This window comes from Colwellia sp. BRX10-4 (genome assembly GCF_014077465.1).
In the GTDB taxonomy this organism is placed as follows: domain Bacteria; phylum Pseudomonadota; class Gammaproteobacteria; order Enterobacterales; family Alteromonadaceae; genus Colwellia_A.
Genome location: NZ_JACGVZ010000016.1, coordinates 43,090 through 68,385, shown reverse-complemented (window position 1 = coordinate 68,385; position 25,296 = coordinate 43,090). Strand labels below are relative to the sequence as shown.

The window sequence follows — 25,296 nt, the reverse complement described above, 5'->3', positions numbered from 1 at the left end:
CAACTTCAACGTAAATTAAGATAAAGCTGCAACATATTACTTTTCTTATGGGTTTTATAATTAATGTTTTACCATCAATTGAATGAATTTCATACACCTAAAAATAATAACGGCTATTTTCATAATAAATATAGCTAGTTCCCCAGAACTAATTTTTGATCAGTCAATGGGAAGTTCACCGAGGAGAATAAAGTAAAACTACGAAATAATTAATTTAACATTGCCAAATTTTGCTTAGCGACTTGCTCTTTTTCAACATACTGAAACCATTGTTTAGCTGTTTTAGCCGAACTTTTAATTTTTTTTGCTTGTTCAAAAGCAGATAAAGATTCGCCAAAATTTTGCAGATTAAATTCCGCCATACCTTTGGCTAAGTACATATTACCCAGACTAACTTCTGAAGCTAAGTCACCACGACTTAGTGCTTCATTAGCTGAATTAATAGCAAGTTGCCATTTTTCTAAGTTTAAATAAGCTTGTGCTAAAGCTGCATCAAACTTACCTGTTTCAGAAATTTCTGCGGCTTTAATTAATACCGGAATTGATTTTTCATCATCTTTTGCCGCTATATATGCATTAGCCAGCATCTCTAAATATTTTTCTTGGGCGATAACTTTACCACTGTCTATTGCTTCAGCGAGTAAGTTTGCCGCTTTAATTGGCACGTCATGAAAACGATAAAGCTGTACTAAGGTGACAATGTCAGTTGACTGAGTCACATAGCCCGCTTGCCAAGCGCTTTCCATCACCGCAAGTTGCTTATCTTCTTGGCCAATTTCACCATACATCGCTGAAAGCTGTAACCAATATTTAGGTTTATTGTAATAACGAACCAGGTTTTCTATCACAGCGGTTACTTCAATTGGCTGCTTTAATTCAAAGTAATTTGCACGTTGCAAAATCAACCAATTTTCTTTAGGTATTTTATTGGCCGCAATACTTTGTTCAATAGCCTGTGAAACATAGTGCAGAGACTGCTGATATTGTTTATTTTGATAATAAACTTGCGCAAATAAGACTTGTTGAGTATCGGTAATAGCTTTGTCGTTAGTTGCTTGCCACAAAACTAAAAACTTTAAAGATTGTGGAAAGTTTTGCATTTGCATTGATAATTGCGCTAAAGAATAGAGTGTCGACAGCCTTAATGTTTTAGGGATCGCATTTTCATCGATAACTTTTTCAAAGCTATCGATGGCTGAAGCAACATCGTCATTACCGTAATACATAAAGCCATAAAAATTCCATAACATGGCACGTTCGTAACTGTTTAAACTATCAATGCGGTCTTGCACTTCATCAAGTACATCAAAGCCCTCTAAACCGTTACCTTCATCAGCAAGTTTTTGTGCTCTTGCTAATTGCGTATAAACACGGTTACGCATCGCGGGTACTTTCACTGAGGTTGTTTCTTTACCCAACTGTGCTGATGATTGCGCATTGGCAATATTGCCACCCATATTTTGGTTAAGTATTACTGGAGCGCTAAAGAGTAACGCGATTGAAAGACACGATAGTGTTTTTCTTTTTAATGTTGTCATTTTAGTCATCACCGACTCCTTAGCCTTCTATTTGGAAAGAAATTTTATTCTGCACGCCAGCAACTTCCATAGCGACACCATCAACTACCCGTGGTTTGTACTTAAATTTTAATGCTGCCGCCATTGCCGCTTGATCAAAAATACCTTCAGGTTTAGCTTCAACAACTATAGCGTCCCGTACTGAACCATTTTTGGTGACAATAAATTCAACAATAACGTACCCTTCAATGCCACGAGATTGAGCACGACGTGGGTAAATAGGTGAGACTTTTACTATTGGCAAATAGTCGCCATCACCGCCACTTAAACTTAAGCCCCCGGCTAAACTTAAATCGGTTTGAATATCAGCACCAAACCCGCTAGCAGTGCTTAATGCATTGGGGTTAGCTTGTTGCATTTGTGGTTGCTGCATTTGCGGTGGTGGTGCTTTAGGCGCTGGTGGTTTTTGTGGTTTGCGTTCTTTTTTTGTCAGTTGCTGCTCTTTTTTCAATCTAATAAAGTCGAGCACATTACCGCGAGGCGCTTCAGTTAAGGCATTATTACCACCAGAAATAAGCGCTTGCATCCCCCATAAAAGAAAGAAAGTCATCACCACAGCAAGTAATAAACCTATGCTGTAACGGGCAGGAGTGTTCATCACGGTTGCCATGACTTATCCCTCTTGAGCTGCAATTGAAACATCAAAAACACCCGCTGAACGAGCAGCGTCCATCACTTTAATTAACGTATCGGTTGTCGATGCTTTATCGGCTTGAATAACAACAGTACCTTGTGGATTTTCTGCCTTTAAGCGCTCAATATTGGCTTGCACAGCTCGAATATCAATACGACGCTTATTGATCCAAATATCGCCTTTATCACTAATTGCTACTAAGATATTGGCACGTTCCTTTTTAACGGCAGTAGCCGCTTCTGGTCGATTCACTTCAATACCCGCTTCTTTAACAAACGAGGCAGTAACAATAAAAAATATCAATAAAATGAAGACCACGTCCAACATAGGCGTCATGTTAATTTCTTCGGCTTCTTCTTGTTCTTGTAAAATATTTGCTAATTGAGAACGCATCGCGTTACTCCTTAATTAAACTGCTAATTATTGGTGAGCCATCGGAAGACTGTCTTCCATTTGCTCGGTTCTACGTTTCGTTTTACGCTGTAACCATGTCACCATAAATACACCAGACAATGAGCCCACCATGCCGGCCATTGTTGGAATAGTCGCGCGCGAAACGCCTGAAGCCATTGACCGAGCATTACCGCTGCCCGAAATTGCCATAACATCAAACACTTCAATCATACCGGTTACCGTGCCCATCAAACCAAGCAGTGGACACAAGACAACTAAACATTGAATTAAGGTAACGTTAGTTTTAAGCATTTCGGTGGCTCTTGAAATATGAGCAATTCTTATGTGCTGAGCATTCCATGAATGTCGTTCTGGGCGTTTAAACCAACTTTTAATAATGTTTTCTTTCACCGTTTTATAACTGTGCAAGTAAAAAAACAATCGTTCAAAAATAAGTAACCACATTAAACAAATAACCGCGGCGATAACGCTTAACACTAGCCCCCCCGTATCCAAAAATTCTTGGATACGATTCATCATTTCGATGAAGAGGATCATGGTTTATGCTCCTTGCTTTGATGTCAGCGGTTTTTCAGAGTTTTCTGAGCGTTCGGCTAAAATCCCAGCGCTTTGTTGTTGTAAAATATTAATAATACCGCGACTTCGGGTGTTGAGCAGTGTAGAAATAAAGACCATGGGAATAGCAACAACTAAGCCCAGTACCGTTGTTACTAGTGCTTGAGAAATACCACCTGCCATTAATTTAGGGTCACCTGTACCAAATAAGGTAATCGCTTGAAAGGTATTGATCATCCCTGTAACCGTGCCTAACAAGCCAATTAAAGGCGCGACTACTGAAATGATTTTGATGAAAGTGAGCCTCGTTGTTAATACAGGCACTTCTTTTAAAATACTTTCAGAGAGCTTTAACTCTAAGGTTTCAACGTTATCAAGGGGATTTTTATCTTGAACTAACATAACGCGACCCAGTGGATTGTCATTTGATGCTTGTTCGCTCTTTAATTGACGATTGACTTTACTGCCAATGAAAAAGAGTGTGATAAAACGTTCAATCGCAATCAGTAAACCAATGAGACCGATCGCTAAAATAACATAACCAACTGCACCACCTTGTTCAACGCGTTCTTGTAAGTCAGGTGCTTGTACTAATAATCCTAAGATTGAACCGCCTGTTGGGTCTAAAGCAAAAGGAACGACTTGATTATTGCTTGAAGTGAGTGCATTAGCACTTGATAAATAACGACTTGATGGTTGTCTCATTAATTGTGCAACAGAAGCTGTTTCATCAATATATTCAAGGTATTTTCCTTGTGAAACTAGATTAAAACCACCAACACGCACCACATCTGCCTGACTTTTCTCACCGTTTGCTAACACAATTTCTCGGCTAAATTTATGTACTTTTCCACTTTGTGTCATTTCACGTTGTAATTCAAACCACAAACGTTCAATTTCTTCAATAGAGGCTAATTTTGATGAGGAGCCCATACTTTGCGCAAACTCATCAAGAAACTGACCTCGACCAGGAATTTGTGCTGAAATAACAGAAGTTTGAAACTTACTGCGCGTATCGCCAGCGACTTGTTGTAATACACCAAACAATTCTTTTAATTCACCCATACGCTTATTGAGCGCATCGGTATTATTACCTAAGGTTACATCGTTATCTTGAAAGTTTTTTTCAAGCTGTGTACTTAAGTTAATCGCTTGATCTCGCTGCTGTCTTGCTTGGTTTAATAATTGGATTTGTTGGCTTTTTTTCGCATTGAATTCTGCTTCTCTATCTTGATTTTGCTTACTTTGTGCAATTTTTCCTTGCGCTAATTGTGACAGTAAGTCATCTAAACTCGTTGCTTGTTGCGCGATGGCATTGCCACTGAATACTGAAACAGCTGACAAAGTTATTGCCGATATTAATAGAAGTAATTTTTTCATGGGTTATTCCTTATTCGGCCGAGTTTTGCGTTACGGGGACAATAATTAAATCGGGGGCAAGTTGTTTACGAGCAATGCGTAATCCTTTATTAATATCTAAACGATATTGCGCTGAAAGAGGCTGCCATGATTTAGAAGCGTTATCCCACAAACCTAACTTTTGACCGTCACGTGTTTGATACACTAGACTTACGCGGCCAATTCTGAGGAGGTCAACATTTTGCTCACTACCGTCAATATCAATTAAGCCAGAGTACGCCTCTATTGTTCGCCCATAATCAACTTCAATTTGATAAGCGGCGAGTACTCGGCGAAACTTTTCAGAAATAGCAACATCAGCGCGTTCCATCATGCTGTGTAAATCAGCAATACGTTTATTTCGCTCAGTTGTTAAAAATTGCACATCCAAGGTAATAAAGTTTGCTAAGGTTTCAATCATACGCGCCATTAACGGTGAAACTTGTCGTTCTATAATGCTCACTTGTTCCATTGACACTGCGATTTGGTCAAGCTCTTTCAATTGGTTCGCCACTTGGGTTTTCATTTGCTGGTTATAAACAGTTAAGCCATCAATTTCCTTATTAATGGTCTTAAACTGTTGTGACTTCGTTTGTATTTGCTCATTAATGTCATTAACACGCTGTTGAGACTGACTGGCCGATTGGTTGATTTCTTGACCAGCATCAACGACTTGACTGAGCTGTTTATCATTATCGGCTAGTGTGGGTGTTGCATCGCTAATTAAGCTAGTTGTGCTTAAGCTCAGTAATAAACAAGCTTGTGCAATTTTCGAAAGAGTCATAAAAACCTTTTGCCTTTGTTTGAGCTAATCAGATCTTATTTGATTACCCCTAAAATTAATGTCGATAATACTAATGGCTAAATATGACAATTAAGTTTCAGGAATATTGCCGATTTATTAAATGACAAGGTTGTGACATTTTTCTTACGCTGAAAATTAAGGTTGATATTAATAATTTATCTGGGGGATTGTGGAGGAGTCATTAAAATAAAAATCGTGTCAATAAATCAGAATTTTATGGTTGCACACGATGCTTTAGTTAATGATTGCTTCAAGATAATAGCTGGCGTAGGTACTTGTCATTTAAACGACAACTTTACTTAAACAGCAGACGGTTAAGTAGGCAAGCGTACGTTTATTATTACCTCAACTGGGGCCATTAACTCTTGTAGTTTTAATCTTGATTCGATTCAGGTTTTGCATCGCAATTTTGTCGTACTTCACAGTTGATATTATGTGTCACACATTTACTCAATAGCCTTTGACATAAACATACTATATGGATCTTCTTGATAGTTACCAAAAGGGGCACATGGTTGAAAACCAAATTGTTGATAAAGTTTTTGTGCTGGAATAAACGCATCCATAGTACCCGTTTCCAAACTTAATCTTTTATACGAACGAAGAGTCGCTTGTTCAACGATATGCTCTAATATCTTACGAGCAATACCTTTACGTAAAAACTTGGTCGATGTGCGCATAGACTTTATCTCACAATGATCTTTATCAAGTTCTTTTATAGCGCCAATACCAGCTAAATCTTGATTAACCCATAAACTCCAGAACGTTACATCGGGGTGTTCAAGTGCACGCAAATCTAGCGCGTGAACACTTTCTGGAGGTGAGTGAGCTAGCATATCTTCATGATGTTCTTGTAATAAAAAAATTACAGCTTCATGTCTTAATTCGCCAAGCTTAATATCCATATTGCACCTTTGTTTACCTGTATACCTAACGCCCATTCAGAAGCTAAAATAAGCGAGGCACGAGCAATGGCCAGCTTTTTTAGTCCTTTGGAATACCTTGTTATTTGCTAATTACGAAGAAAATGAACACTATATCTGTAGTAACTTGGGATATGACTATGTTCAATATCAACAACTTTATAGCTATTATATTCTGGATTTTCTGCAATAAACGCCATAGCTTTTTCATATAAAGCAGAATCAGTTCCTTCTTGAAAGTTTACATCTATAGCCCATTGGGGAGGTGGCCTCCGTAGTAAATTTTTAAAGTATAAATATCGTTAGTCTTAGCTATAGCCTCGAAGGTTGCTCCATAGGTTGATGTTGTAACGCAAGATGTTGTATTTAGTAAAAGGATTAAAAAAACACAAAGCTTGATCAATAATTTCATTAACACTCCAATGCTCTAAGGCAAATAACGCCTAATTTACAGGCAAAACTAGTTGGCTAAAATAAATGAACGGAGTGAACAAAAAGCCAACTGTTTTTTGTCCTTATTTAATTTCTTATTATATTTCTATTTTAAACGAAGAGTAAGTTTTGCAACCCTACGACCTAAGTGCTTTGCCGTTGCAAGATCAACTTCATGTGCGACACTATTAGTCGTTTGGGAAACGACTCCTAATTGGCAACCTAATCGATTTAAAGTAGAACTATCTGTTCCATATGAAGCATCAATATTCACCCATAACATACCATGATGACTTGCTAAAGTAGCCATGTATTGCAAAGTACTTGATTGGTCACCATTTAGGCCTGTTCCAGAGGTGAATCCAGCAGATACTTTATCGGCCCACTCTTGGCTCTGCCAATGTTCACTTGAAGCATCCGCAAAAGCCTTGAATTGAGCTGATACACTTCCCATATATGTTGGGCTTCCAAAGATGATCGCATCGCATAATTTTAGATCGTCAAATAACTCTTCGTTTTCAAATCTTCCTTCAAGGATTTCGCGCCCTTCAATTTTATGTACAAGTACAGTTATTCCATGTTCTTTTTTAGCACCTAAAGCAATTGCTTTAGCAAGTTGTCCTGTGACATCACTCTTAGAAAAGTAGACTATCGCTATGCGGGACATCGATTTAAAACTCCTTTATTCTATTATGTATAATAGAAAACTAACGCCTTGTTAAGAGGCAAAACACCCTTAATTAAAATAAGCGACAAAGGAGCAAAAGCCAACTGTTATTTGTCCTGCTTTAATAGCTTAGAGGTAAACGTCCCCGGAACAACAGCATTAGCGACTGATTTAAATAACACTACCCACAACGCCAACAAGACAAACCAATATAATTTTGCACCCTCTGTTTTTAACTCTCGTACTTTGGGTTCCATATATACATATGAAAGTAGAATGTTATTTTTTGATTTTATTTGATGGATTAATCCACTTTCATGCCAAATAGAAACATTAGATCCAACCTTTAAACTTCGAGCTAAGTTTTTACACTTACCCTCGCCAATACCCACTGCTGAAAAAGTATCTTGGTATGAGCCAATATTAAGATCGAAGTATGAATATACTTTATCAGTTTCATCATCTATTATTTCTTCTTTATGACATTCGACAAAGTCAATTTTTGTTGAGTATTCATGTATGTCCGTAAAATCAGTAACTATATATTTAGGTATTACAAAGGCGAGTACAGCTAAATTGATTAAGATAAAACCCAAAAAAAACAGCTTACGCTTTTTTCCATTTCCCTCAGCAGAGAATTCAATGATAAATTCATTTTCATCATCGTCCTTGTCTTCCTGCTCTTCAATTTCTTTGGCTTTTTTTTCAAACTCTCCACTTTCTTTTCTTCGTTGAATTTCTTCACATAACTGCTTATATCGTTCAGGAAATTTATCCTTATCGATATTTTCGTTAACATCAAATAATTCATCTAATGTGTAATTTGAATAGTTGATTGACACGATACTTCCTTTATCTCGAACGCCTCATTAAGAGGTAAATAATGGTTGGCTAAAATAAGTGACAAAGGAGCAAACAGCCAACTGTTATTTGCCTTGCTTTAATGACTTATAAACAGTTAATCACTACACTCGACTTTAGCATAATCACCACCACTAATTGTACTATCAGGTATAGTAAAACCTCTGTTTTCAGCTAATTGCGAATCACTTTCCTGAATAGTAAATACATGCAACTTTCCTGTTCCCCCTCCACAGACTGAGGGGTAATCAACTAGTGTTAAGTTACCACAGCTTTCAGCTTTAACTTCAATACCAGCTTCTTGCAGATAACTCTTAGTTAATGATATTGATAAACCATTATCCTGACACTGTAACTCGCCTGTACTTATATATACTTCAATATTATTGTCAGAGTCCGATTGGTTGCAACCGGAAAGAGATACCAGTATTGGTAGTATTAGGTAGATAAACTTCATAGCGTATTCCATTACTTTATTTAGATTTATAACGCCACGTTAAGCGACAAATAATTGTTGACTAAAATAAGCGACGAAAGAGCAAATAGCCAACTTTTTTTACCTTGCTTGAATGGCTTATATGCGTCTTGCCTATTTAGTGTTCAGAACTAGAGCTACTTCCCTTGCTCTTTTTATTTAAAATCTGGGATATTTTTTCTTTTTCCCATTCCTCACCAAAGGGTTGAAATACCTGAAAAGCGAGGCCAGCAATAAGTGCACAAAAAGATAAGAATACAACAATCAATGGACCTAAGTTTTCTCCATCATTGTAGTTAGGCAACATAAATAGGAGAAAAATTGCAATTAAAAGTGCAGAGAATGTATAAAAATATTTTATAGATTTAACCTTCTCTTTTGCTTTGTTGTGCTGAGAATGATCTTTAATCATATTGGCATCCCCTTTTGTTTGGAGGTTTTTTTCATTATCTATAGCACATATAAGCTCATCAGTTGAGATTTCAAAAACCGCAGCCAAAGACTTCAAAGTTTCAATTCCAATGCTCTCTCCTTTTTCTACTCGTTGAATTGTGCGAACATTTAAATCGCTTAGTTGCGCCAATTGTTCTTGAGACCAGCATTTTTCGAGTCTTAATGATTTCACAGGTAACTCCATTTATTGTTGAATGCTGATGCACTATACACCAAGGCCATTCTGTCGGTAATGACAAACAGACGACAAATAGCCGACAGACATAAATTTACGCTTGGCACCAACACCTCATCAAGAGGAAATTTATAGCGGGCTAAAATAACGACGATGGAGCAAAAGCCAATTGTATTTTCTGCGTTTGAATGCCTTTTATGCTATTTTACTGTGATACAGAAGCGTTTACAACTTCCAACGTTCCATTGCGCTGAACTATGTGAACGAAAGCTAGGAACTCATCATCTGATTTTGAATACCCTTGCTTCCAAAAAAACCTTACGTCACTTTTTTTCTAATCACACCAACCAACTCTCGTTTTGTAAAAAAACCAAGAGTTTCTTGATATGCTTTGCACTGTTTTTCAAACTCATCTTTAGTGACGATACTTTTCATATTGTCACTAAAATCTCGCACATGCTTTTCATGGTCAATTTGAGTCGAAGCATCCATAAGGTTATCCATTATAGGATTAACTATTTCTAATATTTCGTCATTTGAAAGCTGCAACCAATTCATAAATACTCCTAAATAGCTAACGCTCCACTAAGAAGCTTTTAATTGTTGGCTAAAATAGTTATACACAAACGACAGCCAACTTTTTTGTCCGTTTGAATACCTTGCTATGTGTCATTTTTAATCGACTTTATCTGCTTTCTTTCGGCCTCAGTTAATACATTATACCAGCGAGGATAAGACCAACCATAACCCCATCTAAATGACGTAGGAAAATATGGGCTTCCTCGCACACCCACTAACATTAGCTTAGCAATTTGAGGCTCCCCAGTTTTTGAAACACACTGATGAAGTTCTTTATCTGCAACCAGCCTCTCTTCATAAGTTCCACCTTGCCAAGGTGGATAATCGTAAGCAGTACAGCAAGATAACCATAGCTCTTTATGATCAAATGTACCGTCAGGGAAAGAACTGCAACCATCTGATGTGAAAGGTTTAATATTTTCAGCATTCACTGTAACTGAAAAAAGTAGAAGGATAAAAACAAAAACTATACGCATACACTTTCCATGACTGACAACGCCTCATTAAGAGGAAATTTATTGTTGGTTAAAATAACGTCGAAGGAGCAAAAACCAACTATATTTTGTCCTTGTTTAATTTCTTGTCATGCATTTTTACACCTATATTTTTGTTGCATATACTGTATGGATAACTTGGCTATTTTTTCAAGAACATCCGGTTTGATATCGGATAGTTTATTAATGTACAAACAAGATTTGCCAAGTTTATGTTTACCTAGTTCCTGTAATAAGCCTTCAATTTTGTCAAAACCAGGCATTATGTAAACCACTAAGTTTTGTTTTCTAGGAAAGAACGAGATTACTGCGGAATCTCCTTCACGACCGCTATCGTATTTATAGCGATATTTACCGAAGCCAATTATGCTGCCACTTAAATAAGGCTTATATCCAGAGACTCTTTCCAAAAAAGGTAACAAGGCAAATGAATCCGATTTTCTGGTCTCATTTTCAATGCACGATATAAATTGGTAATTTCTTCCATTTCACTGCTCCATAATTATCGAAATGTCTCACCCATTAAGAGGCTTTAATTGTTGGTTATATTGTGAAGTGAAGCCAAGCTTAACCTAACCAACGGTTAAAAGATCTGCTTGAATGGCTTTTTATACGTATTTACCACCATATTTCAAAGCTATACTGGGATCTTTAATAGATCCATCAAGTATCAATTGAGCAACTATTGAATTAAAATAAAATCTACATATCGAAGAGTTCCATCAGGATTGCTAAGTGTATAACCGCTTGAAGTGCTTCCATCTATCCTTGGAAAATCCAAGAAAATATGATTTGCTTCACTGTCATTCGTCAGAACATAAGAGATATAACAACCAGATGAATTACATCTGAAATATTGACTGCCACTCTGAATACTATCTATATAATTTTCAAAGAGAAGATTGATTTTAGACTCGAACTCAATATCCTGTTCCCTGACATCGTTACTGCTAAGCATATCTATGATGTCGGTTATTTCTTTTTCATTTTTCCCATTCTTTACTAAATTGACAATATCATCATCTAAATACAACGAAAGCTCATATTCAAAAACGTTTTCTTAATATTTACTATATGTACTATGAGTTACTTCACTAACTTCATTATCATCAGTCTCTATCTTTTCGATATTAGTCTTAATATCATTGTTGATTGAACTGGAAGAATTACTTGATGATATGTTTCTGGCAAGCCCCTTCTCTTGTATCTTATTGCTAGATGACAAGTTATCAGCAAATTTTATATTTATAGCCTCATCATTCAGTTTTACTTCAGGTGCGAAACTTAAAATACCTTCCTGTCGGTATTGATAAATATTTACAGATACCGAGCAACAAAATAGTAGGCTTAATATTTTACTCGAAGAATTCACACACAATTTCCCTATACGTTTAACGCCCTTTTAAGAGGCTTTTAATTATTAGCTATAATGTGAAGCGAAACTGAGAAAACTGTTAGCAGTCATCCTTCAAATCCTTGTTATGTGACGCCTTCATTTTAAAACCGTATGATTCAAAATCAACTTTTTCAAAAAACTTTTGACCTCTATCATTAAATGACCAAACATCTAATTCAATATCATCGATATCTAGTCTACGGCATTCATTTTTTACATATGCGATCAACTCATACCTAATACCAGCCTCTAGCTGATGTATATCAACTCCAATTCTCTGAAGGTAGCAATATTGTCGAGCACGTAGAATTTTTGTTTGCTCTTTAGTAACGAGATTGTACACCGCGTAGCCAACTACGCAGCCATCTATTTCTGTGACGATAAACCCCGGCGAATTTAGCCTTTCAAGTAATTCTAACTTGGCATCCTTTAAAGATATGGATAAGTCATCTTCATTGGCATTTCTAATCAACGCTTAGCTTAATCTCCATAGTCAAATAACACCCTATTAAGGGGCAAATTGTCGTTGACTAAAGTGTAGAGCGAAACGGAACTAGCCAATTGTTTATTCTCAATTAAAATTTATATTGTACAATTGCCATATATTGCTTTTGCCTATGTTCCGCTGCTCGACTTTCCCATAAAGTTCTATTTTCATTGTTCGAGGTTGAGTTGATAAACTCAGCGCCTACATTCCAATTTTTATCCAGTTGATATTGCCATGCCAACGTAAGGCTATCACCATCGCTGTCATTAGGGTCTTGTCTGTTCTGATCAGTTTCTTTTACTTTGAATTGGTCATGGCGTAGTGAAAATCTATGTGATCCTAATTTATAATTAAACATCACATACCATGAAGAAATATCAGTAAACACACCTGCTTCTTGACTGCCCATACCGGTATCACCAGCTAAATACTGAGCTAACAGCCTAAAGTTACTTGTAAATTTATGTTGCATGGCAACAGAATAATATTGGGTTTTCCAGGCATATTGACGATTTTTTTCAATAGCCTCTGGATCACCTCTATTATCGTAGTAATAAACTCTCACATCAGTTTGTTTTAGATAACGCCAATGCCCACCAACGTAATATCCCCATTTACTATCTGTTTCAATAAAAGGCTCAACAAAATTAGGCGTATTAATAGGGATGTCTTGCTGGGAAAAGTAATCAGAAAAGACAACGGCTTCATTATAAAAAGTTTGCCTATTATGCTGTGCCCAACCCCGCCAAACAAGTAAGCTGCCTAAGCCATCATTCGCTTTAAATATAGAGGCTAATGCGGTAAAACTATGAGGGCTATTATGCTTTCGTCCGCTTCGAGTGATTGACCACTGAGCACCTAGCGTTCTTTGCTCTTCAGCAATCCAAGAATTGATCGCTGAAAAACTATAAGTATAAGGACTTGTCCATCCGGTTGCTGTATTTTCGAGTGACATTTGAGGATAAAACATGCCGAATTTAACTTGATGTTTTAAGCCAGGATTTAATGGCGAATAAGTAAAGTAAGCTTCTGTTAAGCCAATGTTTTTTTCACCATCAGGATTGTAATTGGCGACAAGATCAAAATTAACATTAGAAATTAAGTCGCCACTTATTTCTATCGCCGCTTGTGTTAGCATCAGTTTATCATCGTCGTTATACCGTAATATACCCACGCCTTCTTCCTGCCAGCTATTTAACCAAGGCTGATGATAATCGGCTTTAATATATCCTGCTTCAATCCCCCCTTTAACCGTTATTTGTGCAGCATTAACTGCAGAACTCAATAGAATAAAGGTGGCTAATAGTGTTTTATTTGTTGTACTAATCATTATTTTCCTCATAATTGAGTAACCAAGGTAAAAACTCATCACCATGAATCGCCTTACTAATAAAGTAACCTTGTGCGGTTTCTAAACCCATTTTATTCAACATATCAAGACTTTATTTATTTTCAACGCCTTCAGCCACAACACTTAATCATAAGCTGTGCGCTTAATAACGAACTAGGGTCATTGTCTACATGGCTGACCAATTTTTTAAAGCAAAGTTTTTACTCATAAGCAAAATACCACGGTAAATTGCCTTACTATGATTAACTAATTTATCTGTGATGACTAAATGTGCAATAGTAAATTGTTTATTAATTTGGTTTTCAGAGTGCTAATAGGTTTGCTGCAGCGTAACAAACAAAATAATCGTTATCGTTATCGTTATCGTTAACATCAATAAAAATATAAATCGTACTAAAATACGATTTTGTAATGATTTTAAATTAATAGTCATCTAATTCATCATCATCTTCATAAGCTGCATATCTAGGCTTCATCGCCTCTTTTACATTAATAGTGATATTGGTATGACTAGAAACCGTTATTTTTTGAGTAAAAGATTGATCAACCTCTTGGAGTAAAGGATGCCATATTTTCAGTGTATATTTTCCATCAGGCAGTGCTAGATTAATATTACCCTCACCATCAGTTTTGCCAAACCAAGGGGTATCAACAACATAAACATAACCAACCATCCAGTCATGTATGTTGCAGCCTAGGATCACTTCTCCAACTTTATCAAACAAACGAGGGTCTAATTTCTTCTCACGGTATAGTTGTATTTCAAAAGTTTTCGCTGGTGAAAAGGAATAAACATGATGTTTTATTCTGTCTGAATTGGGAAAATCAATGTTAGTATATTTATTAACAACTAGAATGTGAGGAGAAAATTGTCGATTTACTTGATCCATAATAGCAGTATAAGGAACCGACAAAGTACTATCTGCCACAGCAGTTTTTATTTCTGGCTCAGCGGAAACGACTATATTAGACAATGGTTTTTTATCGACATCAATCACTAGAATGTTTGTATTGCTTGCTTGACTAGCGAAGGAACTAAGAATCATTAAAAAAGAAATTATTTTGTAATTAAAAACTCTTACCATAATCTCACTATCCACGCTTATTATTAAATATCACTATTTTATAAAATTAACACAGTTCACTGATTTATACCTATATCTCACCAAAAAAATTGGCCATTCAGATGAAAACATTAAGCATTTGATACTCAATACTAAAGAATATTATTCTAATTTAAAAAATGTTATTTACTTAACAATACTTGAAGATAAAATAATTGTGTTCAAGCAATTAGTCATTTTTTCCTTTTAGATCTTTACAAAGGCGCTAACTACTATTTTTATTAGCAGTAGCCAATCATTTATTTCACCCACATAGCTCCTAACAAAACCTTATAAACTTGTGAGCTTCGTTTTTAAAGTCAAAACCAAAGGACAAAATCCAACTCTCTTTAATAACTTTAACAAAATAAAAAATCATAATGTAATAAAAAAATTAATAGCTACACTTAGATAAACTGATGAAATTAATAAATGACGCTTTTAAGGAATAAATTAATGATGAGATATAAAGCAGCGGGCATCGCTTCAATAATATTACTATTAATAACACAATATTACTCACCCAAGGTCATGGCCTATAATATGGCTCAAAACATTTGTGAGTATGTCGCGGCTGACGATAAAAGGAGGTTCCGTTCTTTATTAAAAGCACAACGTATTAAAATACGCTCTATTTTTGATGAAATAACCTGTAACGGTAAAAATATATTATTTTTTGCTGCAGCAAGCAACGCTAATGATGTCGGTGAAATGATTATTAAAAAATTGCCAAGAAAAGTATTAGGTGAATTAGTTGATGAATTAATAATTGCCTCGCCAACCTTAGGCGCTATAGCTAAAAAAAGAGCCGGTTAAGTGATCTATCAAGTAGTAGCAACAGCAAGACAATAATGTTTTTAATCTAGCTCAAATTTACGGGCAGTTATTATGATAGAAATAACAAGACCACTCCTTTAATTAATAATAATTTGGGGTGGTCTTAATTCATCTATTTGCAGGGTTGTAAAACGCCAGCAATAATTTAACTAACTAATCAAAATCCCATTTAAAGGAAACATCAAAAGCAATGCCTTTCGTTTCACTACGAAATAAAGTATCAGAAAACTCTATTTCTTTACTTTCATCAAGTAGGTTTTGTACTTTGAATTTTAACGTTGTTGAATAGGTAGGATAGTAGGTATATACCATATCAAGTGAATGAAAAGGTTGCTCATGCTTATCATCTTGCCCTTCAATACCTGGGATAATAATACGTTCACCAAAGACATTATAAGCCATTGTCACCGAGTGATTACCATTTGGCGCATCATAACCTAAATTGAGATTAACCACATATTGCGAGTGGCCAGTCATTCGACGCGTCGGATTAGTAATCGCGGCAGAAACTCCAGTTTGCTCAACAACGCGTTGCGTGTTGATGTTTATTTCAGAGTCACTTAAGGTCACGTTACCTGACAAGAAAAAATCGTTACCGTTCATGCCAGCAAAATCACCCAAAAAGGCAAAATCTTTCATAAACTCTAGCTCAATACCATAAACTTCACCGTCGTCTGCATTAGCAATAACTATGAGCGGAGGGCCATCTTGGCCTGGTGATTGTACTGATTCAATCGGATTTATCATATCTTTGTAGAATAAGCCTACTGACAAGTTTTCTCCCGTATCTAAGTACCATTCCCAACGTAGATCGTAGTTTTTAATATCCGTGGTTTCTATACCAGCAGTACCTCGAATAGGATACCCGGTTAGCGGGTCAAGGTAAGTTGATGGCGCAACCTCGCGAATATCTGGGCGTATTGTGGTTTCACCATAAGATAAACGAAACTGAACAGCTTCACTCATCATGTAAGTAAGCGCTAACGCCGAGTATATATCATCTTCTTGAAAGGCTAATTTAGATAAATCTTCTTCTGTTGGTTGTGGTGGTAAATCAAAGCGACCGGTTGCGGGATCTAAAGGCGCGACGACTTGACGGTAATCTTCCCAGCGAAAACCGCCACTGATACGCCAAGTATTGTCAATAAACCAATCTGCCTCAAAGTAGTAAGCATCGGTCATTTGTGCTGAATAATAGTCATCACCCATTACAGAGGTGTCTCGTATAACCGTTTCACTTCCTTGTAATGGCTGATTGAGAATAACATCGTCTGTTAAAATATCATTCATTTTGTGACCACTAAGACTCAGTTCTTCAAAGGCTAAGGTATTAACATCGATACGTCTGGAAAAAGCGTCACGGGTTTTTTCAATAAAATCACCACCAAACTTAAGCTCTACTTCTAATTGCGAAAAAGTTATGGGTAAAGATAGGTTAAAACCGCTGTTTTCTACTTTATCTTCCAAGTCCTGAAAAGAATAACGGGTAGCGGTTGAAGCCTTACGTAAACTACTTTCGTTAGTAAGATCAAAAGTACCATCTTCGTTTTCATCACTGAGTATGTAGCGCGTAGAAACATTACCCGGTGCGTAACGACTTGAACGAGCGTCTGAATATTTCCAATCAAAACCTATGTTCCACAGCCATGGCAGATTGTGAGTACCACGAACCTGATTAGCGATCATTTCGCGCTCTTCGTAGCTAACGTCACTGTCTCGAATGCGCAAACCATCACTGAGTAATACATTGTTAGTATTACCCAGTTTGTCTTTTATTTCGTCGGCGGTATCACGTAGCACAATGAAACTGTAATCAAGGCGATGATCTCGGTCATACTCTACACCTAAGTTCAGCAGACCAGACCATTTTACTGAATGTTCAGTTGAGGTAACTTGGTCAAAACCTCGTACTAAACTCCATGAACCATCGGTGTTATTACGAAAATCTTGACCTTCGTATAATTCACTTACTTGCCATTCATTGTCATAGGATAAAGAGGTTAAATAACCCCAGCGATATTTACCCTGTTCAAATTTATCACCGAGCGCAATATCAAGACCAAAATCTGGGGCGATATTTTCTTTAACTGGATCGTAATCACGATTAAGCTGCGCGGCTATTGCACGGTTTTCATCTTGACTAATATGTTTTAATGAACTGTAATTTTTCCATAATTTTTGTAATGTTTTGGGTGCTGCGCGAGTGCCATCATCTTGGCCACGCCAGTCATCACTGCCACCATTGTAGCTGTAACCATCGTCAAAATTTTCGCTATTGCCACCTAAATTACCAGAGATATTAAAAAGGAAATCTGTTGGAATACTTTTTAAACGGATATCAACATTACCGCCACCAAAATGCGCAGGCATTGAAGGTGAGTAGGATTTTTGTACCGATAAAGACTCGATAATTGACGCTGGAAATAAATCCAGAGGTATAACACTACGTGTCGGATCTGGGCTGGGTACAGCGGCACCGTTTAACTGTGTGCTTGAGTAACGTTCACCTAAACCACGTACATAAATAAATTTCCCATCCACTAATGTCACACCGGTAACACGTCGTAATGCGGCAGCGGCATCGCTGTCGCCGGTGCGTGAAATTTGCTCTGCACCTAAAATGTCGGCGATAAAGGCTTGGTTGCGACGCTCTTCAATAATAGCGCTCGCCGTACCTTTTAATCGACTTACCTTAACAACAACTTCTTCAATAGCTTCATCTTCTGCTGATGTTTGCTCTGCTACTGCAGATGTCGTTGCTAGGCTTGTTATTATCGCCAGTGCTAAGCCACTTAATCGTAAACAATTATTTGGTTTGTTTACCTTGATTTGCTTGGCACTATGCATTAATTTTTTGTTCATCGTTAACCTCGATAAAGTCTCTGTGCTTGCTTTAGATACGCTATTACTGCTTTGCTAATCGCTTGCATCAGTTAGGTTGATTGAGTATTTATTAGTTATGCTGAAATAAAAAAGCGAACACTGATCATTGGAAAAAACAGTGTTCGCCTTCAACGTCTAATTATTCTTCAAGACCTACTGTCCATCCTGCTGTCCAGTTTTTCGCTTTCGTTACTGCACCGACATGGTCAGCATTTTCAAAAAAGCTGTTACCGGTGAAGTCTTTAGGTGTTGTGGTATCGATGGTGAAAATGCCTTCTAATACCGCACTTGTATTTGCAGCCGTACTGTTTTCGGTATTATCGTTAATAAACCAGCTCATTAAATCAAAGGTTGCATCACTAGAGTCTTTAGAATCTTTAAACGCTTCATCACAAGCCACAACTGAGTTGCTCATTAGCGTATCACCAGATTTTGCTTGATCTACCGTTAAGCCAGCTTCCAACTCAACACATTCGCCCATGCCTGCAGGACCTGTAACAACAAAGTTATGAAGTTGTGCTTTCGAGCCTTCTCGTAGATAAACACCTTCAGAGTCTTTATCTGCAGTGTGAAATGTATTACCAATAATGGTCATGTTGGCAATACTTGGGTTTGATTGTGGGAGTTTGTTTGGTGTTGAGCCGTCGTTGTCTCCTTCAATACCACGGTTTGCTTCACCATTTTGTGGGTCATGCTTAACGAGTACGTATTGTAAGTTGCCACGAAAGCCATTATCCCAATCAACGCTGTCATCTTTATTAGAGGTTAAGACCACGTATTTAAGGTTAACCGTGCCACCAAAAAATTCGATACCATCATCAGCATTTTCATGTACTTGAATATATTCGACTTTGGTACCAGAACCAACACCACCAAACGTTATCCCGTTCAGTTCGTTGTCTGGTGCTATTTCATAACCTGCATGCTTAACAACGACATAACGTAATGTACCTGAGCTGTCAGCATCGTCTGTGCCGCCAAAGACTGCGCCATCTTGAGCACCTTCAATTTGCAGTGCACAGTCACTGCCATCCGTTGGACATTTATTTGATGTCGCATTACCCAATAACACTATTCCACCCCATTGACCCGCACCTGTTTCAGCGCCGGTCAAATCTTGACTCGACGTAAAAGTGATAGGTTTTGAGGCTGTGCCATTTGCTTGAATTTCTGAATCACGACTGACCACTAGGTAATCGCTACCTGAACGACCATAGATGGTTGTACCGGCTTCAATCGTTAGTGTTGCTGAGTTAATTTTATCACCACCAACAAAAACAGCGCCGCTTAGAGCATAAATATTATTAGCGGTTAACGTTAAGTTATTAGCAATAACACCGCTTAATTGACAAGTAATGTTTGAGCCATTGACTGAAGAAATTGCCGATGTACCTGTTGGACATCCTTGTGTTTCTGCCTGAGCGGTTACTACACCACCACCGTAACCAAAGGCCCAACCTTCACGCCAATCGTTACCCGCGTTGTCAGCACTGTCAAACGCGCCAATGTAATCAACGGAGTCAAAAAAGGCATTTTGTGTATTTGCAACATCTTGTCCAGCATTCTCAGCAACGAGTGGTGAGTTAGCATCGGGGATACCGTTTTCATTAATTAAAATAGAACTACTAATACTGTTGGATGCTTCTGCACTGAACCATGCTTCGAGGTCAAGCAAGACACTACCGTCTTCCGCTTTAGCATTTTTGAAATTTTCACTATTACTACAGGCCATAACACTGTTTTGCATAACAATTTTACCACTGTTAGCATTGTTAACCGTTACAGAGCTCGTTGCACCACCTTCAATTTCTAAACATTCACCCATTTCACTGGTGCCGGTTACCACCGTATTAAATATTTTTGCTGCGGTTCCTTCGCGTAAATAAATACCTTCTGAGTCTTTATCTGCACTGTCAAAGTTATTACCCACAATCGTCAAATTAGCAATAATTGGCGCTGACTGTGGCTCTTTATCAGGAGTAGAACCATCGTTATCCCCTTCAATTCCTCGGTTTGCTTCGCCAGCATTTTTAGCATGTTCAACATAAATATGTTGCAGCATACCTTTGTAACCATTGTCCCAATCGATACTGTCATCTTTATTGGCCGTTAAAACTAAATGTTTAACATTGACCGCACCGCCAAAAAATTCAACACCGTCATCGGCATTTGAATGTACTTGAATATAATCAACCGTTGTTCCTGAGCCAACACCACCAAACGTTATACCATTAAGTTCGTTGTCAGGCGCAATTTCAAACCCTGCATATTTAACAACAAGGTATTTTAAGATACCTGAATTGTCTTCCCAGTTTGAGCCACCAAAGACAGCACCTTCTTCAGCACCTTCAATTTGAAGTGCACATTCACTACCATCAGTAGGACATTTATTTGAAGGGGCATTACCTAAAATAACTACGCCACCCCATTGACCGGCTGTTGTTTCTTCACCCTTAACATCTTGCAGTGAGGTTAAAATAATAGGTTTAGTTTTTATGCCTTCTGCCATTATTTTTGCGTCGCGGTGCACAACGACATAATCACCACCTGATTGTCCAAAAAGAACAACACCTGGCTCTACGGTTAGTGTTGCTCCTGCCATCACTTCTAAAGCACCACTAATAGCATAAAATACCGGCTTGCTATCAGCACTGGCGACTAAAGTCATATCACTAGTAATTTTTCCATCAAGCACTTGTACAGCAACATCAAAACCTAAAGCTGTTGAAACATCTTGGCCCAACACCGAACTAGACTTACCCGGTAATTCGGTCACAATTGGGTCAGTTGGAGCAGGGTTAGTGATGGTTGTATCGCCTACTGAGTTATCTACTTGAGATGAAAGTTTAATATCGCCACCACCACAACTGGCTAAAGTAATGGCACAAGCTAGCGTACTGATTTTAAAGAGTGAATTTATTTGCATGTTAGTCTGCTCCGCAGAAATTATTAGAATAAAGTTGCGGCTATGCTACTGAGGTTAAATGACAGAATTGTTGAAGTAATATGTAGTTTTTATTTAAGAAAAATGACATAAGTGTTACATAATAAATTTCTATTACTGAAATCGCTTAACTTACTCACTGATCTGTTAACGTTTCAAAACTAAGCTTTTAAAGCTGAACAGATTGAGATGCGTTATTGAATGCGTTAACGTAAGTAAAACTCATAATTTATCAAGAATGTACTATGATGTATTTTAATAATCATTGGTAATTCAAAATAATCACTTAGCATTATCATCTGGTATTTTTTCATCCTAACTTTTAACAGTTCAGCCTATATTAATGAAAGGAAATTGCATATGAATGACAAAACAACAACGACAGCTGGCAAATGCCCAGTAATGCACGGCGGTGCAACAAAGAGCAGTATGTCAAATATGGGATGGTGGCCAAAGGCACTAAATCTTGACATTCTTCATCAACATGACAGTAAGACTAATCCTATGGGCGCGAATTTTAATTACCGTGAAACCCTGAAAGACCTTGATATGGCTGCTCTTAAAACAGATATGCATGCCCTTATGACAGATAGTCAAGACTGGTGGCCTGCTGATTGGGGACATTATGGTGGCCTAATGATCCGTTTGACTTGGCATTCTGCCGGCACCTATCGTATCGCGGATGGTCGCGGTGGTGCAGCGACTGGCAATCAGCGTTTTACGCCAATAAATTCTTGGCCAGATAACGCCAATTTAGATAAGGCGCGACGTTTGCTGTGGCCTATCAAAAAGAAATACGGTAACAAACTTAGCTGGGCTGATTTAATTGCTTACGCTGGCACTGTTGCTTATCAATCTATGGGGTTAAAAACCTTTGGTTTCGCCTTTGGTCGTGAAGATATTTGGCAGCCAGAAATTGACACGTATTGGGGCGCCGAAAAAGAATGGCTTGCACCAAGTGGTGGAGAAGGCAGCCGTTATTCTGGTGAGCGTGATTTAGAAAACCCCTTAGCTGCGGTAATGATGGGGCTAATATATGTTAACCCTGAAGGTGTAGACGGCAAGCCCGATCCCCTTAAAACAGCGCATGATATTCGAGTAACGTTCGAACGTATGGCAATGAACGATGAAGAAACGGTTGCCCTAACGGCCGGTGGTCACACCGTCGGTAAATGTCACGGCAATGGTGACGCTTCGCAAATAGGGCCAGAGCCAGAAGCTGGAGATATTACTGAACAAGGTTTAGGTTGGAACAATAAAACCAAACGTGGCATTGGTCGCGATACCATCACCAGTGGTATTGAAGGCGCATGGACTACACATCCTACTCAGTGGGATAACGGTTATTTTTCGATGTTGCTTAACCACGAGTGGGAATTAAAGAAGAGCCCAGCGGGTGCTTGGCAGTGGCAACCAATAAATATTAAAGAAGAACATAAGCCTGTTGATGTCGAAGATGCAACTAAACGTCAAACGCCTATTATGACTGATGCCGACATGGCGATGAAAATGGACCCAGCGTACCGTGAAATTTCAGAACGTTTCTCTAAAGATCCGGAATATTTTTCTGACGTTTTTGCCCGAGCATGGTTCAAACTCACTCATCGCGATATGGGGCCAAAGGCACGTTATATCGGTAAAGAGGTCCCTCAAGAAGACCTTATTTGGCAAGACCCTGTTCCCGCTGGAGCCACAAGTTATGATATTGACTTGCTGAAAGATAAAATAGCAGCGAGTGGTTTAAGTATCAGCGAAATGGTTGCAACCGCTTGGGATAGTGCGCGAACCTACCGTAACTCTGACAAACGCGGTGGTGCCAACGGCGCACGCATTCGCCTTGCTCCACAAAAAGATTGGCAAGGTAACGAGCCAGCACGTCTTAGCAAAGTACTTTCTGTGCTAGAAAGTATTGCTATAAGTAGTGGTGCAAGTATCGCTGATGTCATTGTTTTGGCAGGTAATGTTGGTATAGAACAGTCTGCAAAAGCGGCTGGTTTTGAAGTCACTGTACCCTTTTCACCAGGGCGTGGCGACGCAACAGATGAAATGACGGATATTGACTCCTTCGAGGTACTAGAGCCCACTCATGATGCTTATCGAAACTGGCTAAAAGCTGACTATGTTGTCAGCGCAGAAGAACTGATGCTTGACCGAAGTCAGTTAATGGGACTTACCGCGCATCAGATGACCGTGTTAATCGGTGGTATGCGTATGCTTGGCACTAACTACGATGGTACAAAATATGGGGTATTCACCGAACGTGAAGGTGTACTTTCTAACGATTATTTTGTTAATTTAACAGACATGAATTATACGTGGGAACCTGTTAGTGATAACCTCTATGAGATGCGCGATCGTCAATCAAATGAAGTAAAATGGACAGCAACACGAGTTGACCTTATCTTTGGTTCTAACTCAATTCTTCGTTCATATGCTGAAGTTTATGCGCAGGATGATAACCAAGAGAAGTTTGTTGCTGATTTTGTTACAGCATGGGCGAGTGTGATGAACGCTGATCGCTTCGATCTAGTTTGATGATTAGCTGAAATTTCACGCCGCTATTTACCGTGGCGTGAATGATTAATCTAGCTAACTTAGTAAGTAGCGACTTAAAAGTATTGCACCCGCAATACTTTTTTTTAGCTATAACCCCTTCAACCCAATAGCTGAAGTGCCCCCCGTATCCTTCAAAAATATCACTTGAGCTATAAGCGATTGCATTAGCAATAATTTTTAAGTTTACCAGCGCTCTACACTCCATTGCACGGCCATAATCGCAATTAATATAGAGCCAACAGGTAGAATACCTCTCGTATAAAACGTGGTATTACGTAATAAAATTAATATCGGCAGTAAAATAACAAGTATCGCTAACTGGCCTATTTCAACACCAAGATTAAAGGCTAGTATACTTAGTAACTGTTGATCCGCAGGTAAGCCTAATTCTCCTAAGACACCAGCAAACCCCATACCGTGGAGCAAACCAAAGGCAAAGGTTAACCAAGCTAAACGTAAAACCACTGGCCAAATATTATTGAGTGCCGCAAATAAAACCGATAAAGCAATGCCCAGCTCTACCCAACGACTGCTTGGGCTTAACCAGCCTAAGGCGGTCGCTGTTAACGTTAGCGAATGAGCCAAGGTAAATGCACTTACGATCCATACGGTGTTAGTCAAAATAGTTTTAACACTTGATATAGCTTGCCACTTTTTATCTTTTCGCTGTAGCACCGCCGGCAATAACAAGGCAAACAAAAACAGGATATGGTCTATACCGATCCAAATATGTACAACACCTTGATAAACAAATTGTGTAAAGGTCGTCCAGGCACTACCTTTGCTCAAATCTATGGTGATTTTTCGAGTGCTGTCATCTAACACTAAACTGTGTAAGTGGTTACCATCACCAATATTTAAAACCACCTCATGGCTACTATCTAAAGAAAATATTGCGCTGTAGGCAATTTCTAATGGGCCACTGATTGGGCACTGACCTGAGAAATCAGTAACAGCGAAAGCTTCATTGGCATGATCTTGCAAACGCTCCATAATCTCAAAACGTAAGTTACACCTTAAATTTTCACGACTCAATAATAAATGCTCAGCCAAATAGCTAGCAATCTCAGCTTGTCGACTCTTGACCTCTCCCCAGGTTAACTCACCGTTGGCATTTATGTCCAAGCCAACAGCTAATTCTAAATCAGTCAAACTCAATTGCCATTCGCCACTGATACGACCGGTGTCGTCGATTTCGGCAATAATGTAACTGGTACTCAATTGATGAGCGGCGACAGTATTGGCCAGTAATAACGACAGGCTTATTAGCCCTATTTTTAACCACTGCTGCATATTT

Annotated in this window: 24 protein-coding genes; 2 read left to right on the top strand and 22 right to left on the bottom strand. The window is 38.2% G+C overall.

Annotated features, from left to right (window positions below):
- Positions 1-209 precede the first annotated feature (209 nt).
- From H4J67_RS13210 to H4J67_RS13120, 19 genes are all read right to left on the bottom strand, one after another.
- A complete protein-coding gene (locus tag H4J67_RS13210; RefSeq protein ID WP_182171625.1) occupies positions 210-1,547 on the bottom strand; it encodes a lipopolysaccharide assembly protein LapB in 1,338 nt (445 codons plus the stop codon).
- A gap of 10 nt (positions 1,548-1,557) precedes the next feature.
- Positions 1,558-2,187 carry an energy transducer TonB gene (locus tag H4J67_RS13205; RefSeq protein WP_231907376.1) on the bottom strand — a complete coding sequence of 210 codons (630 nt, stop codon included), beginning with the start codon at positions 2,185-2,187 and terminating at the stop codon, positions 1,558-1,560.
- Positions 2,188-2,190: 3 nt separating this feature from the next.
- Complete coding sequence (locus H4J67_RS13200) at positions 2,191-2,604, bottom strand: biopolymer transporter ExbD (protein ID WP_182171628.1); 414 nt, start codon at positions 2,602-2,604, stop codon at positions 2,191-2,193.
- 27 nt (positions 2,605-2,631) lie between these two features.
- Positions 2,632-3,162, bottom strand: coding sequence for a MotA/TolQ/ExbB proton channel family protein (locus tag H4J67_RS13195; RefSeq protein WP_070376340.1), 531 nt, complete (start codon positions 3,160-3,162; stop codon positions 2,632-2,634).
- Positions 3,163-3,165: 3 nt separating this feature from the next.
- Positions 3,166-4,560 carry a MotA/TolQ/ExbB proton channel family protein gene (locus H4J67_RS13190; protein ID WP_182204002.1) on the bottom strand — a complete coding sequence of 465 codons (1,395 nt, stop codon included), beginning with the start codon at positions 4,558-4,560 and terminating at the stop codon, positions 3,166-3,168.
- A 10-nt stretch (positions 4,561-4,570) separates the two neighbouring features.
- Complete coding sequence (locus tag H4J67_RS13185) at positions 4,571-5,362, bottom strand: DUF3450 domain-containing protein (RefSeq protein ID WP_182204000.1); 792 nt, start codon at positions 5,360-5,362, stop codon at positions 4,571-4,573.
- Between the two features lie 467 nt (positions 5,363-5,829).
- The gene (locus tag H4J67_RS13180) at positions 5,830-6,288 is read right to left on the bottom strand and encodes a GNAT family N-acetyltransferase (RefSeq protein WP_070376337.1); all 459 of its coding nucleotides are present in this window, start codon (positions 6,286-6,288) and stop codon (positions 5,830-5,832) included.
- 556 nt (positions 6,289-6,844) lie between these two features.
- Positions 6,845-7,405, bottom strand: a complete 561-nt coding sequence (locus H4J67_RS13175; protein WP_182171637.1) for a flavodoxin family protein — start codon at positions 7,403-7,405, stop codon at positions 6,845-6,847.
- Positions 7,406-7,512: 107 nt separating this feature from the next.
- Entirely contained in the window at positions 7,513-8,247 is a 735-nt protein-coding gene (locus H4J67_RS13170) for a hypothetical protein (protein ID WP_182203998.1), read from the bottom strand.
- 116 nt (positions 8,248-8,363) lie between these two features.
- On the bottom strand, positions 8,364-8,723 hold the full coding sequence (locus tag H4J67_RS13165) for a hypothetical protein (RefSeq protein WP_182171643.1): 360 nt from the start codon (positions 8,721-8,723) through the stop codon (positions 8,364-8,366).
- Positions 8,724-8,859: 136 nt separating this feature from the next.
- The gene (locus tag H4J67_RS13160) at positions 8,860-9,366 is read right to left on the bottom strand and encodes a helix-turn-helix domain-containing protein (RefSeq protein ID WP_310650627.1); all 507 of its coding nucleotides are present in this window, start codon (positions 9,364-9,366) and stop codon (positions 8,860-8,862) included.
- A gap of 321 nt (positions 9,367-9,687) precedes the next feature.
- Complete coding sequence (locus H4J67_RS13155) at positions 9,688-9,927, bottom strand: hypothetical protein (RefSeq protein WP_220463218.1); 240 nt, start codon at positions 9,925-9,927, stop codon at positions 9,688-9,690.
- Between the two features lie 104 nt (positions 9,928-10,031).
- Positions 10,032-10,424, bottom strand: coding sequence for a hypothetical protein (locus tag H4J67_RS13150; protein WP_182171649.1), 393 nt, complete (start codon positions 10,422-10,424; stop codon positions 10,032-10,034).
- Between the two features lie 107 nt (positions 10,425-10,531).
- The gene (locus H4J67_RS21265; protein WP_220471653.1) at positions 10,532-10,852 is read right to left on the bottom strand and encodes a DUF1801 domain-containing protein; all 321 of its coding nucleotides are present in this window, start codon (positions 10,850-10,852) and stop codon (positions 10,532-10,534) included.
- Positions 10,853-11,124: 272 nt separating this feature from the next.
- Entirely contained in the window at positions 11,125-11,475 is a 351-nt protein-coding gene (locus H4J67_RS13140; RefSeq protein WP_182203996.1) for a hypothetical protein, read from the bottom strand.
- Between the two features lie 27 nt (positions 11,476-11,502).
- Positions 11,503-11,814: a hypothetical protein gene (locus H4J67_RS13135; RefSeq protein ID WP_182203995.1), complete on the bottom strand. Its 312-nt coding sequence runs from the start codon at positions 11,812-11,814 to the stop codon at positions 11,503-11,505.
- A gap of 82 nt (positions 11,815-11,896) precedes the next feature.
- Positions 11,897-12,310 (bottom strand): GNAT family N-acetyltransferase, encoded by a 414-nt coding sequence (locus H4J67_RS13130; RefSeq protein WP_182203993.1) that lies wholly within the window; start codon positions 12,308-12,310, stop codon positions 11,897-11,899.
- 103 nt (positions 12,311-12,413) lie between these two features.
- The gene (locus H4J67_RS13125; protein WP_182203992.1) at positions 12,414-13,655 is read right to left on the bottom strand and encodes a hypothetical protein; all 1,242 of its coding nucleotides are present in this window, start codon (positions 13,653-13,655) and stop codon (positions 12,414-12,416) included.
- Between the two features lie 443 nt (positions 13,656-14,098).
- Positions 14,099-14,776: a methylamine utilization protein gene (locus H4J67_RS13120; protein WP_182171661.1), complete on the bottom strand. Its 678-nt coding sequence runs from the start codon at positions 14,774-14,776 to the stop codon at positions 14,099-14,101.
- Positions 14,777-15,235: 459 nt separating this feature from the next.
- Between H4J67_RS13120 and H4J67_RS13115 the strand changes: the two genes are divergently transcribed.
- Complete coding sequence (locus H4J67_RS13115) at positions 15,236-15,595, top strand: DUF3718 domain-containing protein (RefSeq protein WP_182171664.1); 360 nt, start codon at positions 15,236-15,238, stop codon at positions 15,593-15,595.
- Between the two features lie 174 nt (positions 15,596-15,769).
- Here the strand turns inward: H4J67_RS13115 and H4J67_RS13110 are convergent, their stop codons facing one another.
- Complete coding sequence (locus tag H4J67_RS13110; protein ID WP_182204014.1) at positions 15,770-18,463, bottom strand: TonB-dependent receptor domain-containing protein; 2,694 nt, start codon at positions 18,461-18,463, stop codon at positions 15,770-15,772.
- A gap of 175 nt (positions 18,464-18,638) precedes the next feature.
- Positions 18,639-21,425: a hypothetical protein gene (locus H4J67_RS13105; RefSeq protein ID WP_182203990.1), complete on the bottom strand. Its 2,787-nt coding sequence runs from the start codon at positions 21,423-21,425 to the stop codon at positions 18,639-18,641.
- A gap of 378 nt (positions 21,426-21,803) precedes the next feature.
- Here H4J67_RS13105 and katG point away from each other — a divergent pair, with 378 nt between their 5' ends.
- Complete coding sequence (gene katG, locus H4J67_RS13100) at positions 21,804-23,978, top strand: catalase/peroxidase HPI (protein WP_182203988.1); 2,175 nt, start codon at positions 21,804-21,806, stop codon at positions 23,976-23,978.
- A 204-nt stretch (positions 23,979-24,182) separates the two neighbouring features.
- On the opposite strand, the gene H4J67_RS13095 is transcribed toward katG, so the two are convergent.
- On the bottom strand, positions 24,183-25,292 hold the full coding sequence (locus H4J67_RS13095) for a HupE/UreJ family protein (RefSeq protein ID WP_182203986.1): 1,110 nt from the start codon (positions 25,290-25,292) through the stop codon (positions 24,183-24,185).
- Between the last annotated feature and the right edge of the window lie 4 nt (positions 25,293-25,296).

Bases quoted from the DNA above. Each gene is read 5' to 3' on its own strand.
- H4J67_RS13200 (WP_182171628.1), bottom strand. From the start codon at position 2,604: ATGCGTTCTCAATTAGCAAATATTTTACAAGAACAAGAAGAAGCCGAA.
- H4J67_RS13180 (WP_070376337.1), bottom strand. From the start codon at position 6,288: ATGGATATTAAGCTTGGCGAATTAAGACATGAAGCTGTAATTTTTTTA.
- H4J67_RS13110 (WP_182204014.1), bottom strand. From the start codon at position 18,463: ATGCATAGTGCCAAGCAAATCAAGGTAAACAAACCAAATAATTGTTTA.
- H4J67_RS13185 (WP_182204000.1), bottom strand. From the start codon at position 5,362: ATGACTCTTTCGAAAATTGCACAAGCTTGTTTATTACTGAGCTTAAGC.
- H4J67_RS13165 (WP_182171643.1), bottom strand. From the start codon at position 8,723: ATGAAGTTTATCTACCTAATACTACCAATACTGGTATCTCTTTCCGGT.
- H4J67_RS13210 (WP_182171625.1), bottom strand. From the start codon at position 1,547: ATGACTAAAATGACAACATTAAAAAGAAAAACACTATCGTGTCTTTCA.
- H4J67_RS13155 (WP_220463218.1), bottom strand. From the start codon at position 9,927: ATGAATTGGTTGCAGCTTTCAAATGACGAAATATTAGAAATAGTTAAT.
- H4J67_RS13150 (WP_182171649.1), bottom strand. From the start codon at position 10,424: ATGCGTATAGTTTTTGTTTTTATCCTTCTACTTTTTTCAGTTACAGTG.
- H4J67_RS13125 (WP_182203992.1), bottom strand. From the start codon at position 13,655: ATGATTAGTACAACAAATAAAACACTATTAGCCACCTTTATTCTATTG.
- H4J67_RS13195 (WP_070376340.1), bottom strand. From the start codon at position 3,162: ATGATCCTCTTCATCGAAATGATGAATCGTATCCAAGAATTTTTGGAT.
- H4J67_RS13115 (WP_182171664.1), top strand. From the start codon at position 15,236: ATGATGAGATATAAAGCAGCGGGCATCGCTTCAATAATATTACTATTA.
- katG (WP_182203988.1), top strand. From the start codon at position 21,804: ATGAATGACAAAACAACAACGACAGCTGGCAAATGCCCAGTAATGCAC.
- H4J67_RS13105 (WP_182203990.1), bottom strand. From the start codon at position 21,425: ATGCAAATAAATTCACTCTTTAAAATCAGTACGCTAGCTTGTGCCATT.
- H4J67_RS13190 (WP_182204002.1), bottom strand. From the start codon at position 4,560: ATGAAAAAATTACTTCTATTAATATCGGCAATAACTTTGTCAGCTGTT.
- H4J67_RS13175 (WP_182171637.1), bottom strand. From the start codon at position 7,405: ATGTCCCGCATAGCGATAGTCTACTTTTCTAAGAGTGATGTCACAGGA.
- H4J67_RS13095 (WP_182203986.1), bottom strand. From the start codon at position 25,292: ATGCAGCAGTGGTTAAAAATAGGGCTAATAAGCCTGTCGTTATTACTG.
- H4J67_RS13205 (WP_231907376.1), bottom strand. From the start codon at position 2,187: ATGGCAACCGTGATGAACACTCCTGCCCGTTACAGCATAGGTTTATTA.